The sequence below is a fragment of the Chitinophaga sp. YIM B06452 genome (assembly GCF_039655965.1).
Classification (GTDB): Bacteria; Bacteroidota; Bacteroidia; order Chitinophagales; family Chitinophagaceae; genus Chitinophaga.
The window spans coordinates 275,238-288,497 of the sequence record NZ_JAWLKY010000006.1; the positions used below are offsets into that span (position 1 = coordinate 275,238).

Consider the following 13,260-nt stretch of genomic DNA (forward strand, 5'->3'; position numbering starts at 1 on the left):
AAAAAACGCCGGAAGTTTCCTCCCGGCGCTTTTCTCCTGTTAATTTCCTATAATTTTTCGATCATCCCCCGCACGTTCTTCACGCTCTGGGTGATCTCGGGCACACTGTTGAACCAGTTGTGCTCGTATTCAGCGGAGATCAGTCCTTTGAATTTCTGCGCTTTCAGCTCCTGCAGCACGGCCTCTACGTTGCTTACGCCGGTGCCCCAGATCACGTCGTGGGCCTGGCGGCTTTTTTCGTTGAGGTCTTTGAAATGCAGGCTGTAAATGCGGCCGTTCAGCGTTTTCATGCACTCAACGGGATCGAGGCCGGAGCGCACCCAGTGGCCGATGTCCGCACAGGCGCCGATGTATTGGCTGCGGCCTTTCATGGCGGCGGTCACACTGTCAGGGTGCCAGTAATGGCTCGGTTTCGGGTGGTCGTGGATGGCCACTTTGATCTTGTACTCATCCGCCAGTTTGGACACGATGTCCAGGTCTTCCACACGGGGCTCGGAGGTGATGATCTGGATGTTCATCGCTTTGGCGAAATCGAACAGCTGTTTCCAGTCCGCTTCGCTGCGGGGGCTCACTACGCCGAAGGCCACGAGGGTCTTTTTCTTTGATTTCAGGAGGTTCTTCACTTCCTGTTGTTTGGCGGCATCCATTTTGAAGTCCATTTTGCCTTCAATGCTGCCCCCGATGGTTTGCCCGGGGTAACATTCCACAAACTGCAACCCGCAGGAATCCAGCTTGTCCAGCGCTTCGGCCAGGGTGAAACGGTTGAAAGAATAGGCCTGGGCGCCCAGTTTCCAGCCCAGCTTTGCTTCCTTTTTCTGCGCAGCGGCAGGCATCGCGTACACCAACGCAGCCATACCGAGTGTCAGCAGGCCTTTCCGTAATGTTCTCATAGACGTGTATTTTAAAATTTAGCTTTTTCTTAAAATGTACTTCTGACACGAAAAATAACAGCCTTTTCCGGATTTTGCAACACCGCCGTGACAAACGGTGCTGTATTTACTTTTTACGTAATTTCGGTGAAGATATGAAAGGCTTTATTTTCTCCAGGTATGATCCTTCCGAAAACAGTCAGTCGCCATTTGATAAGTTACTGGACATTTTCACCCAACTGCTCACCTACACCAGCGGTGACGTAGGCGAAGCCCTCCAATGGCTCACCGAGCTGGACAAAGAATACCAGCTTACCAACAACGAATATGGCATCGGGGATTTTATACAGGACCTGAAAGACAAAGGATACATCCGTGACAACGAGGAGGAAGGCACTTTCGCCATTACTTCCAAAACGGAGCAGACCATCCGCAAACGCGCGCTGGAAGAGATATTCGGCAAACTGAAAAAATCCGGCGTAGGCGATCACAACATCCGCAAATCCGGGCAGGGCGACGAGCTGAACGCCGAAACGCGGCCCTATGCATTTGGCGACGCGCTGGAACAGATAGACATGACCGCTTCCATCCGCAACGCGCAGATCAACCACGGCATAGAAGCATTCAGCATGCAGCAGGACGACCTGGAGATCCGGGAAACGGATTTCAAGACGCAGACCTCCACCGCGCTGATGATAGACATCTCCCACTCCATGATCCTTTACGGAGAAGACCGCATCACTCCCGCCAAAAAAGTAGCCATGGCCCTCAGCGAGCTGATCACCACCCGTTACCCGAAAGACACGCTGGACATCATCGTGTTCGGCAACGACGCCTGGCAGATCGAGATCAAGGACCTCCCCTACCTGCAGGTCGGCCCCTTCCACACCAACACCGTGGCGGGGCTGGAACTGGCGATGGACATCCTGCGGCGGCGGCGCAATCCCAACAAGCAGATCTTTATGATCACGGATGGGAAACCTACCTGCCTCAAACAGGGCAAACAATATTACAAGAACAGCTTCGGGCTGGACAGGAAGATACTCAACCGTACGCTCAACCTGGCCGCCCAGTGCAAGAAGCTCAAAATACCCATCACCACTTTTATGGTGGCTACGGACCCGTGGCTGCAGCAATTTGTCAACGAATTCACAGAAACCAACAACGGTAAAGCATTTTTTTCAGGCACAGATCACCTGGGACAGTTCCTGTTCCATGATTTTGAAAGCGGAAAAAGGAAAAAGTTATAAGCAAATGGAAAAGATCAGGACGCTCGGCGAACTTAAAAAAAGCGGCTATGTACACAGGTCTGTAAAGGAAGAGCTCCGGCAGAACCTCATTGCCAAACTCAAAAGGAAGGAGACCACCTTTCCCGGCATTATCGGCTACGACGATACCGTGATACCGGATACCGAAAGGGCGCTGCTTTCCCGTCACAATATCCTCTTCCTCGGCCTGCGCGGCCAGGCCAAAACGCGCATGGCGCGGCAGATGACGGACCTGCTGGATGAATTCATCCCAATCGTGGCGGGCTCTGAAGTGAACGACAATCCCTTTGCCCCGCTCAGCCGCTATGCGCGCGACCTGGTGGCCGAGATGGGAGACAAAACGCCCATTGAATGGATCGGCCGCGAAGCGCGCTACGGCGAAAAGCTGGCCACGCCCGACGTGTCTGTAGCCGACCTCATCGGCGACGTGGACCCCATCAAGGCGGCCAATGAAAAGCTCAGTTATGCAGACGAACGGGTGATCCACTTCGGCATCATCCCGCGCAGCAACCGCGGCATATTCGTGATCAACGAGCTGCCGGACCTGCAGGCGCGCATCCAGGTGGCGCTCTTCAACATTTTGCAGGAAGGTGATATACAGATACGCGGCTTTAAAGTAAGGATGCCGCTGGATATGCTGTTCGTATTCACCGCCAACCCCGAGGACTACACCAACCGCGGCGCCATCGTAACGCCGCTGAAGGACCGCATAGAAAGCCAGATCATCACGCACTATCCCAAAACGCTGGAGAACTCCCTGCTCATCACCGAACAGGAAGCCGCCATCCATGCCGAACAGCAGGACGTGGTGAAGATGCCCGACATCGTGAAAAGGATCATCGAGCAGGTGGCGTTTGAAGCGCGGGGCAGCGAATACGTGGACAAAAAGAGCGGCGTCTCCGCCCGCCTCACCATCGCCGCGTTCGAGAACGCCGTGAGCGCCGCGGAGCGCAGGGCCATCCTCAACAAAGAGAAAAGTACCTTCGTGCGCATTAACGACCTGCAGGGCATTATTCCCGGCATTACCGGCAAAATAGAGCTGGTATACGAAGGCGAGCAGGAAGGGCCGCTGCAGGTGGCGCTGAACCTCCTTGAAAAGAGCCTGCGCACTCTTTTCGCGCAGTATTTCCCTAACCCGGACACTTTCAAGAAAAGGAAGGCCGGCGCGGCGGATACCAACCCGTACCGCCCTGTTATCCAGTGGTTCGACCAGGGGAATTCCCTCCAGCTGCTGCAGGATACGACAGACAAACAATATGAAGCCGCCCTCACCAAAGTAACGGGCCTGCCCGAGCTGGTGAAGCAGCTTTTCCCCCAGGCGAACAAACAGGAATCGCTGCTGATGATGGAAATGGTGCTGCACGGCCTTTCCGCCTACAGCCTGCTCAGCAAAAAGACGCTGGAAAAAGAAACCCGCTTCTCCGACCTGCTGGGTACCATGATGAATTTCAGCACTTCCACTGACCCGGAGGAAGAGGAGGAATTGTAATACAGATCAATCATATTGAGAAAAAAGGAGCGGTCAATCCGCTCCTTTTCCGTTTTAAAGAAGCACTTGTATGTAAAAGGAATTTTTTATCTTGTCAGAGTAACACTTATTCTCCACGTCAAAAAAACAGTGAAAAATTATGCACAGAAGGAACTTCCTCCAAAACACCTCCGCTTTCCTTGCCGGCTCCGCCCTTTTCCCCTCCGCGCTCCGCGCCATAGCCCCCAGCGACCGCGTGAATGTTGCAGTGATCGGTGTGAACGGCATGGGTTTCAGCGACCTGAACGGCCTGCTGAATCACGCCGAAACCAATTGCGTTGCGCTTTGCGATGTAGACGAGAACGTGCTGAACAAACGCGCCGCCGAACTGGCCCAGAAAAATATCAAAGTGCAGCTTTATACCGATTACCGCAAGCTGCTCGAAAATAAAGACATAGACGCCGTGGTGATCGGCACGCCGGACCACTGGCATTGCCTGCAGATGACAGACGCCTGCTCCGCCGGTAAAGACGTGTATGTTGAAAAGCCCATCGGTAATTCCATCGCCGAATGCCGCGCCATGATGGCCGCGCAGGAGCGCCACAACCGCGTGGTGCAGGTAGGCCAGTGGCAGCGCAGCATGCAGCATTTCAACGACGCTATCGCCTTCGTGCATTCCGGCAAGCTCGGGAATGTGCGCCTCGTGAAAGTATGGGCGTACATGGGCTGGATGAAATCCATCCCTAAACAAAACATCACCACACCGCCGGCAGGCGTGAACTACGAAGCATGGCTGGGCCCTGCCGCGAAGCGCCCCTTCGACCCCAACCGCTTCCACTTCAATTTCCGCTGGTACTGGGATTATGCAGGCGGCCTGATGACCGACTGGGGCGTGCACCTCATCGACTATGCGCTGTATGGCATGAAAGCTTCCAACCCCGTGTCTGTCGTGGCATCCGGTGGAAAATTCGCTTACCCTGACGATGCGGCGGAAACACCTGATACGCTCACCGCCATTTACCAGTTCGACGGTTTCAATATGCAATGGGAACACGCCACCGGCATAGACGGCGGCCCTTACGGGCGCACGCATGGCATTGCTTTTGTAGGCAACAACGGTACCCTGGTGCTGGACCGCGGCGGTTGGGAAGTGATACCCGAAAAAGATAAAATGGAAGCCGTACCGCGCGTTAAAGCGTCAGACAACGGGCTGGTGAAGCACACCCGGAATTTCCTGGACGTGATCAAAAGCCGCAACATGGCGGACCTGAAGTGCGATATCAAAACGGGCGCGAACGTGGCCGTGAATGCGCAGATGGGCAACATTGCCTTCCGCACCGGCGAAAAAGTGTACTGGGAAGCGGCGCAGGGCAAATTCACCAGCAAAGACGCCAACAAATACATCACGCCGGAATATCACAACAACTATAAACTTCCTAAATAAAAGAAACATGCATCGTATCAAATCTCTGTTGATCTGCACGGCACTGGCCGCGCCCGCATTCCACGCATCCGCCCAGCAGGCGAAACCCGCAGACACTGAAGTATGGGAACCCGTGCCCGCCGTGATCACTCCCGGCACCGCTACCAACACCGCCCCTTCAGACGCCATCGTGCTGTTCGACGGCAGCGGCCTCTCTAAATGGGTATCCGACAAAGACGGCGGGAACGCGCCCTGGACGCTGAAAGACGGCGCCATGACCGTAGCCCCGGGTAAAGGCGGCATCAAAACGAAAGAGTCATTCGAAGATTTCCAGCTGCATATCGAGTGGCGGTCGCCCGAAGTAGTGAAAGGCGAAAGCCAGGGCCGCGGCAACAGCGGCATTTTCCTGCAATCCAATTACGAGCTGCAGGTGCTGGACAATTACAACAACAAAACGTACGTAAACGGCCAGGCCGGCAGTCTTTACAAACAGGCCATCCCGCTCGTGAACGCCTGCAAAAAACCCGGCGAATGGCAAACCTACGACGTGATCTGGACGGCGCCCCGCTTCAACGACGACGGCACCCTGAAATCGCCCGCACGCGTGACTGTATTGCACAACGGCGTACTGGTGCAGAACAATACCGAGCTGAAAGGCAAGACCCTGTACATCGGCAAACCGTTCTACGAAAAACACGGCGCGCTGCCGCTTGCCTTGCAGGACCATGGGGATTTGGTGAGTTACAGGAATATATGGATCAGGAAGCTTTGATATATTAATTAGTCTTTTACGAAAAAGGAGGCAATTTGCATTGCCTCCTTTTTTTGCTATATTATTTTCCTTCGCGTTTTTTTTACTCCGCCATTTTCCTCAATTCATCAATAGTCGCCTGGTTGTCGCAGGCGCCTTCCAGCGCTTCTTCTACCCTGCCGGCATACGCTTCGGAAGCGAGGCTGCGGTTCACCAGCCTGATGTCCTGCAGCAGGTTGCCGATCACGAACCAGTCGTGGCTGGTAATGGCGTCTTTGTCTGCGCTGTTTGCGTGCCGCAGGGCATCCAGATCGCCGGCGTATTGTTTGAAGATCCTCAGTTTGTTCAGCGTCAGCATTATTGTCTAAATATAACCGCATCTTTTAACATACGCAAAGAAAAAAGACCACATCGCGTGGCCTTTTATTGAAGTACGGCATAGCGCATTAGTTTATCTTAACCATCCCTGCCTGTTTTTGCAACGACTGTCTTTATTTCAGGAAATTTGTAATTTTATACGCTCAGGGGGGCGATTTCATATTTTCATATATGAATTGCCGTTGCACATTTCAACGGATTTCCTTCATCAACAACTGCTTTTTACACCGGCAGCAATTTCAACCAAAAGCCTGAACGGAGGCCGCACAAATAATATCTGGTATGTCATCTGGTTTTGATCCGGCACATGAGAAAGTATACGTCCAACGCCTATCGGAAGGAGATGCGGAGGCTTTTCATGCCATTTATTACTACTATAGCCCCCGCGTTCTTGCCAAACTGGTCAGCGTGCTGAAATCCGAAGACCTGGCGGCGGATATCCTGCAGGACGTTTTTTCCATTATCTGGCAGAAGCGGGCGGAGATAGACCCTGATAAATCGTTTGGCGCTTTTTTATTCAAGATATCCAATAACCTCGTTATAAGTCTCTTCAGGAAGGCGAAGCGGAACCAGGAGCTGGTAGACACCTTACTGAAAGCCAGTGCGGAAAGCCAGGAAACCATTGAGCGCTGGATGTTCTGGAAAGAGAACACCGCGTGGCTGAACAATGCAATCGAACAGCTTCCGCCCCAGCGCCGGCTGGTGTTTAAGCTCTGCAAGCTGGAGCAGAAATCCCATGAAGAGGTCGGCCAATTATTGAACATTTCCCGGACCACCGTTAACAATCACCTTGTAAAAGCCACCCAAAGCCTCCGGGAAATGGCGGCCAGGCGGTCTGACCTGGCGGGGGCTTTACTGCTGGCCTGGCTGTTCAGCTAAAAAAAAATTTATGCCGGCAGTAGTTACTTTTTGCACAAGCAGCGTATTATGTACATGACGCCCGCTGAAAAAGAAAACGAACTGCGCCTTTTGTTTGAGCAATGGCTCAACGGGGCCGGCGATGAGCAAACGCTCAACAGGCTTTCCGTGTATGCAGACGACCCGGATGTACAGCACACCTGGCAGCAATTGCTCGACGATGCGCCCGCCGCACCCGCCGCCGTTTTGCCGCGCGAGCGGCAGCAGCAGGTCATAGATACCGTATACGCCAGGCTCTCCTCCGCCATTCCTGCGCTTCATTACAACAAACCTGTTCACCGGATGCGCCCCTGGGCAAAGTATGCCGCCGCGGCCTGCCTGCTCGTGCTCACAGGCGCGCTCGGGTACCTGTTCTTCCGGGAAGGCGGCGGCCCGAAAGAAACCGCTCCCGTCGCATTTAATGTAGTGCCGGGCAATACCAATAAAGCGGTGTTAACGCTCGCCAATGGCGCCACTATTGTGCTGGACAGTGCCGCAAACGGGCAGCTGGCGCGGCAGGCAGGCGCCACGGTCAGCAAAACGGAAGAAGGCCAGGTTGCCTACCGGGAAGCAGACAGCTGGTCCATCGCCGGCCAGGCAGACGAATACAATACCATCCAAACACCTAACGGCGGGGAATATAAAGTAATGCTTTCCGATGGCACGGCCGTCTGGCTGAATGCCGCTTCCACCATCACCTTCCCGGTAGCTTTCACGGGCAGCGAGCGGAGGGTATCCATCAGCGGCGAGGCCTATTTTGAAGTGGCCCGCAACCCGCGGAAACCTTTCAAAGTAGAGGCCAACGGCGCTGTAGTAGAAGTGCTGGGCACTCATTTTAACGTCAGCGCTTATCCGGCAGACGCCATACATCATGCCACGCTGCTGGAAGGGAAGATCAGGCTGATGAAGGATGCTGAAAGCGTGTTGCTCAAACCCGGCCAGCAGGCACGGTTTGGGGAGAACGCTCCTGCCATATCGGTGACCACGCCTGAAAATGCCGAAGATGCCGTGGCCTGGAAAAGCGGCACATTCAATTTCAACAACCTGGACCTTGCCACCGTCATGAACCAGGTGAGCCGGTGGTATAATGTGGACGTGCGGTACGAAGGCGGGAAACCGCAGGCCTCTATCGTGGGAGTGATGAACAGGAGCACCGACCTCGCCACCGTGCTGAAAAGCCTTGAGCTGACCAGCGGCGTTCATTTCACTTTAGAAAAAGGACCGGAAAGGGGAACCATCATCGTCCGGCAATAATCAACCAATACGATAAGCTAATTGCCGCCGGCACAGGCGGTTTATCCAACCTGATCAACCAAAGCACATGAGAATGTTCACCTGGCGGAAACGCCTTGACCGCACGCGCCTTGTCTTTTTTTTAACGGCCGCCACATTGATGGCCGGAACAAGGGCCTCTGCACAAAATGTCACTATTTCAGAGAAGAATGTTTCGATAGAAAAAGTGCTCAAAAAAATAAGGGCGCAAACGGGGTTCAACTACGTTTGCAAGGAAGACTGGGTGAAGCAGATCGGCCCTGTGTCTCTCGACCTGAAAAATGCGCCGCTCGCACTGGCCATAGACAAGTGCCTTGCAGGGAAGCCTTTCCAGTATCACATCATGAACGCGACCATTACCATCTTCCCTGCAACACCCGGGAAGCCAGCCGTACCGGGCGGGGCGTTCAGCGTATCGGGGGTAGTGATGAACCTGGAGAACAAAATACTGGACGGCGCCAGCGTGGTGGTGCAGCGTACAAAGCAGGGCGCTATTACAGACGTCAATGGCCGCTTCAGTTTAAAGAACGTGTTGCCGGACGATGTGCTGACGGTCACTTACCTCGGCTATACGCCGCAGCAGGTAGGCGTTTCAGGGCAAACGGAGATCCTCGTGATGCTCAACGGCGCCACCAACCGGCTGGACGAGGTGATCCTGCAGGGATACACCAAAAGCAGCGAACGTTTCATCACCGGCAACATCACGAAGATCACCGCGAAGGAAATTGAAAAACAACCCGTCATGAACCCGCTCATGGCGCTTGAAGGAAGGGTGCCCGGCATGACCGTGACCCCTACCAACGGCTTCGCCAGCGCCCCGGTTAAAATAGAGATCCGCGGACTCAATTCATTGAACACGGCCATACCGGCCGACCCGCTGTATGTGATAGACGGTACGCCGCTGACGGTGCTTTCGCTGGGCAATACCTTCAACCGCACATCCACCGGCCTCATTCAAAGCATCAACTATTCCTATCCAAGCATGACCACTACAAACGGTCAAAGCCCGCTGTTCAACATCAACCCGAAAGACATCGAAAGCATAGAAATACTGAAAGACGCCGATGCCACCGCTATTTACGGCGCGCGGGGCAGCAACGGCGTGATATTGATCACCACGAAAAAAGCGAAGCCCGGCAAGCTCCGGTTCAACTTTAACATCGACCCGCCGGTATTGAGCTTTGGGACCACCTCCCGGCGCATCAGGATGCTGAGCACCTCCGAATACCTCCAGCTGCGGCGCGAAGCGCTGAAAAACGACGGCCTGACGCCTACGATCTCCAATGCGCCGGACCTCATGCTTTGGGATACCACCCGGCAGACCGACTGGCAAAGAACGCTGCTGGGCAACCGGGTCACCAAGCTCGGAGCGTCAGCCTCGCTTTCCGGGGGAAGCGAACAAGCCACTTTCCTGGTCAGCGCAAGCTACGACCGCGAAACCAACAGCACCGCCATATCCGGCGCTACGGACCGGCTCACCGTGGCGAGCAATATTCACACCGCCACCACTGATCAAAAGTTTTCGGCGAACCTCTCCGCGAATTTTTCCTACAACTATGTAAACGTGGTGCAGCCGGTCTCCAACCCGTTCCTGGCCCCCAATGCCCCGCCGGCGTTTGATTCAAACGGCAATCCTAACTGGGCGGAATGGAATGCCAACGGGCAACTCTCGCTGTATCCTTTCGGGCAGAACCTTGCTCCTGCCAACCCGCAGGCCACTACTTTCCTGTCCAGCGCGCTCAGCCTGGAGTATAAGCCTTTCAAAGGGCTGGTATTGAGCGCAGTGCTGGGATATAATTTCGGGTACAACTCCACGAATTACTATTATACCATTGCCTCGCAGAACCCGTTTCAAAATAACCTGAAAGGAAGCGCCAATTTCAGCACTACACAAAATGCAAGCTGGAACATCAATCCACAGGCCACTTATAGCACCAGGATCGGGAAAGGCAGGCTGCAGTTATTGCTGGGAGCCACGGAACAGGCAGTTGCCACCAACGGCACCAATCTCTACGGCGGGAACTATGAAAACGACCTCCTGCTCAGATCGATAGATAATGCCGGCATCGTTCAGGCCAATACGGCTTCAGCGAAAGCAAAAAATGCCAGCTTCGTGGCAGGGATCAATTACAACTGGCAGGATAAATACATCATCAACCTGAATGGCAGCCGGCAGGGCTCTTCCAAATTCGGGCCGGATAATAAATACGGCAGCTTCGGTTCGGCAGGCCTCGCGTGGATAGCCTCGGAAGAAAAGTGGCTGGCGCAAGCGCTGCCATCTTTTATCAGTTTCCTGAAGTTCAGGGGCAGCTATGGCCTCACCGGTTCAGACAACATACCCGACTACCAATATCTCGAACTGTGGAAAATACAGAACTACGCCGGTTTGGGCGGCTACAACGGGCAAATGGCGCTGTCGCCCTCCGTGCGCCCCAGCCAGCAATACAGGTGGGAAGACAACCGGAAGCTTGAAGGCGCCGTAAAAATAGGCGTGCTGGACGACAGGGTGACGCTGGATGTTTCTTTTTACAGGAACAGGGTGTCTAACCAGCTGACGGCTTACCCCACCCCGGGTTTCATCAACAATGCAGAGATCACTACGATACTGACGAACGTGCCGATGTTGATGCAGAACAGCGGATGGGACGGCATGCTCGTGGCACAGCTGGTGAGCGGCAAGAAATTTTCATTGTCTGCCAGGCTAAGCATCAGCGCCAACCGGAATAAGCTGATCGACTTCCCGAACATCGATAAAACGCCTTATGCGGGCCAATACCAGGTGGGAAGATCCATTAATACGATGTATGTGTATCATTACATCGGCGTAGATCCGCAAACGGGAAAAGCCGCGTTCCAGGACTTCAACCACGACGGCGCCATCACCAACAATGGCCAGACCGTATCAACGCCCGGCAGCGACGACCGGGGCATTGCCATCGACCTGCAACCCCAATTCGACGGGGGCTTTGGGCTCAGCGGCAACTTCGGGAAACTCGATTTCAGCATCGATTTCACTTTCAGGAAACAGAAGGCGTACAATCTTTTCTACATGTTTGCAGCCAGGGCCGGGCAGTTCAACCAGAATATCCCCTACTCTGCAGCGCTGGTGGGTCAACGCTGGCAGAAACCGGGCGACATTGCCATTTACCCTGCCGCTACTGCCAGCTCAAATGCGGATAATCCCTGGGCGTACGTCGGGGCATCCGATCTCGCGTTTGCAGACGCCTCTTACCTGCGGCTGAACAATGTAAACCTCTCCTATCCCCTGCCGGAAGCATGGGGAAAGAAGATATTGCTCAAAGACCTCAGGGTTCACCTGTCTGCCCACAATCTCTTCACCCTTTCACCGTACAAAGGCATTGAGCCGCAGGTGTCTGATATTATCGGCATGCCAACATCGAGCCTTTACACGGTAAGGTTCAGTTATCATTTTTAAACGGGGTTGCTATGAAAAAAAATGTGTTGATATTATTCACTTTCTTTTTATCCGCCTGCGACGGGCTGATCTCTATTTCCGAGCCGACAGACAGGATACCCACCAGCGTGGCCTTCAGTACGGATCAGCTTGCGAATGCGGCGATGAACGGCGTTTACCTCAGCCTGTTGTCGTCCAACGGCACAATGACCAAAGGTTTCAGCTGCGGCGCCGCCACCCTGTTCGGCGCGCTTTCTTCCGACGAGCTGACCATTTTCCAGGGGCAGTCCGGCAGCCCTGAGCTGTTTAAGATCAACGCCAATCACATCATTGTAACCGGCACCGCGGGTTCGCTTAACAGCCCGACGGACATTGCCTGGTCGTCGGCTTACAACGTGATCTATAATGCCAATGCCGTGATAGAAGGCATCGCCGCATCAAAGTCGGGCCTGCTGCACGACAACGTGCGGGCCACGATCACGGCGGAAGCCCAATTCATCAGGGCGTTCTGTTATTTCTACCTGGTCAACTTTTACGGCGACGTACCCATCGTGCTGAGTACGCGGTACAACACGGAAGTGGTCAGGAGCCGCAGCCCGCAAAGCGAGGTCTATAAACAGATCGTAAAGGACCTTGAAGACGCCCGGGCCGCGCTGCCTGAAGACTTCGGCGCCGCTGGCGGCCGGCGCGTACGCGCCAACAAATGGGCTGCTACCGCGCTGCTGGCGAGGGTCGCGTTGTTTACCGGCGACTACTCCGCCGCTGCCGCGATGGCAACGGAAGTGATCGATCATTCATCGCTGTTCGCATTGGAAACCGATCTGCGCAATATATTCCTCGCGGCCAGCCGCGAGGCTATCTGGCAACTGGACCAGCAGGTCAGCAACTCCGCTTCCAATGCAACGCCGGACGGGTTGCTGCTCGTGCCGAACGCCCGCTTTGACGGAACAGATACCGGGTACGTCAGCTATAATCCTTCGCCCCAGCTGCTGCAGGCCTTCGAGCCCGGCGACGCCAGGCGCAGGGTGTGGGTAGACAGTATCGTAGACTATACCACCCATCAACGGTTATATTATGTGAGCAAGTACCAGACAGGCGATTATAACGACGTGCCGGGCGGCACGCCTACTGAACTGTACATGGTGCTGCGCCTGGCAGAGCAATACCTGGTCAGGGCGGAAGCCGCGGCGCACAATGCGGGCGGCGGCGTTGCGCAGGCAGTGGGCGACCTCAACATCCTCCGCAGGAGGGCCGGCCTGCCTGACCTCCCGGGCAATCTCACACAACCAGCGCTGCTCGATGCAGTGGCCCGCGAGTGGCAGACGGAGCTTTTCTGCGAATGGGGCTTCCGCTGGTTCAACCTGAAACGGACGGGGAAAGCAAGAGCCGCATTATCCGCCATCCCGCTAAAGCAGCCATGGGCGGGCGACCACCAGCTATTGTACCCGGTGCCGCCGGCCGATATTTCGCTCTCACCCAACATCAAACAAAACCCGGGTTACTAATGAAAAAGTCTGTC

At 54.7% G+C, this 13,260-nt stretch carries 10 protein-coding genes; 8 read left to right on the top strand and 2 right to left on the bottom strand.

Annotated features, from left to right (window positions below):
* Positions 1-47 precede the first annotated feature (47 nt).
* Entirely contained in the window at positions 48-890 is an 843-nt protein-coding gene (locus R3I13_RS24130) for a TIM barrel protein (protein WP_346320553.1), read from the bottom strand.
* Between the two features lie 134 nt (positions 891-1,024).
* Between R3I13_RS24130 and R3I13_RS24135 the strand changes: the two genes are divergently transcribed.
* From R3I13_RS24135 to R3I13_RS24150, 4 genes are all read left to right on the top strand, one after another.
* Positions 1,025-2,119: a VWA domain-containing protein gene (locus R3I13_RS24135; protein ID WP_346320554.1), complete on the top strand. Its 1,095-nt coding sequence runs from the start codon at positions 1,025-1,027 to the stop codon at positions 2,117-2,119.
* Positions 2,120-2,123: 4 nt separating this feature from the next.
* The gene (locus R3I13_RS24140) at positions 2,124-3,626 is read left to right on the top strand and encodes a magnesium chelatase (protein ID WP_346320555.1); all 1,503 of its coding nucleotides are present in this window, start codon (positions 2,124-2,126) and stop codon (positions 3,624-3,626) included.
* A 139-nt stretch (positions 3,627-3,765) separates the two neighbouring features.
* Positions 3,766-5,049 carry a Gfo/Idh/MocA family oxidoreductase gene (locus R3I13_RS24145; RefSeq protein ID WP_346320556.1) on the top strand — a complete coding sequence of 428 codons (1,284 nt, stop codon included), beginning with the start codon at positions 3,766-3,768 and terminating at the stop codon, positions 5,047-5,049.
* A 7-nt stretch (positions 5,050-5,056) separates the two neighbouring features.
* On the top strand, positions 5,057-5,800 hold the full coding sequence (locus R3I13_RS24150) for a DUF1080 domain-containing protein (protein ID WP_346320557.1): 744 nt from the start codon (positions 5,057-5,059) through the stop codon (positions 5,798-5,800).
* Between the two features lie 82 nt (positions 5,801-5,882).
* Here the strand turns inward: R3I13_RS24150 and R3I13_RS24155 are convergent, their stop codons facing one another.
* Positions 5,883-6,137 (bottom strand): hypothetical protein, encoded by a 255-nt coding sequence (locus tag R3I13_RS24155; protein ID WP_346320558.1) that lies wholly within the window; start codon positions 6,135-6,137, stop codon positions 5,883-5,885.
* 302 nt (positions 6,138-6,439) lie between these two features.
* Here R3I13_RS24155 and R3I13_RS24160 point away from each other — a divergent pair, with 302 nt between their 5' ends.
* From R3I13_RS24160 to R3I13_RS24175, 4 genes are all read left to right on the top strand, one after another.
* Positions 6,440-7,036 (top strand): sigma-70 family RNA polymerase sigma factor, encoded by a 597-nt coding sequence (locus R3I13_RS24160; RefSeq protein WP_346320559.1) that lies wholly within the window; start codon positions 6,440-6,442, stop codon positions 7,034-7,036.
* Between the two features lie 48 nt (positions 7,037-7,084).
* Positions 7,085-8,308 carry a FecR domain-containing protein gene (locus R3I13_RS24165; RefSeq protein ID WP_346320560.1) on the top strand — a complete coding sequence of 408 codons (1,224 nt, stop codon included), beginning with the start codon at positions 7,085-7,087 and terminating at the stop codon, positions 8,306-8,308.
* 67 nt (positions 8,309-8,375) lie between these two features.
* Entirely contained in the window at positions 8,376-11,762 is a 3,387-nt protein-coding gene (locus tag R3I13_RS24170) for a SusC/RagA family TonB-linked outer membrane protein (RefSeq protein ID WP_346320561.1), read from the top strand.
* 11 nt (positions 11,763-11,773) lie between these two features.
* Positions 11,774-13,246 carry a RagB/SusD family nutrient uptake outer membrane protein gene (locus R3I13_RS24175; RefSeq protein ID WP_346320562.1) on the top strand — a complete coding sequence of 491 codons (1,473 nt, stop codon included), beginning with the start codon at positions 11,774-11,776 and terminating at the stop codon, positions 13,244-13,246.
* The last annotated feature ends 14 nt before the right edge of the window (positions 13,247-13,260 follow it).

Coding starts and splice junctions, on each gene's coding strand:
- R3I13_RS24130 (WP_346320553.1), bottom strand. CDS start 890: ATGAGAACATTACGGAAAGGCCTGCTGACACTCGGTATGGCTGCGTTG.
- R3I13_RS24135 (WP_346320554.1), top strand. CDS start 1,025: ATGAAAGGCTTTATTTTCTCCAGGTATGATCCTTCCGAAAACAGTCAG.
- R3I13_RS24140 (WP_346320555.1), top strand. CDS start 2,124: ATGGAAAAGATCAGGACGCTCGGCGAACTTAAAAAAAGCGGCTATGTA.
- R3I13_RS24145 (WP_346320556.1), top strand. CDS start 3,766: ATGCACAGAAGGAACTTCCTCCAAAACACCTCCGCTTTCCTTGCCGGC.
- R3I13_RS24150 (WP_346320557.1), top strand. CDS start 5,057: ATGCATCGTATCAAATCTCTGTTGATCTGCACGGCACTGGCCGCGCCC.
- R3I13_RS24155 (WP_346320558.1), bottom strand. CDS start 6,137: ATGCTGACGCTGAACAAACTGAGGATCTTCAAACAATACGCCGGCGAT.
- R3I13_RS24160 (WP_346320559.1), top strand. CDS start 6,440: ATGTCATCTGGTTTTGATCCGGCACATGAGAAAGTATACGTCCAACGC.
- R3I13_RS24165 (WP_346320560.1), top strand. CDS start 7,085: ATGTACATGACGCCCGCTGAAAAAGAAAACGAACTGCGCCTTTTGTTT.
- R3I13_RS24170 (WP_346320561.1), top strand. CDS start 8,376: ATGAGAATGTTCACCTGGCGGAAACGCCTTGACCGCACGCGCCTTGTC.
- R3I13_RS24175 (WP_346320562.1), top strand. CDS start 11,774: ATGAAAAAAAATGTGTTGATATTATTCACTTTCTTTTTATCCGCCTGC.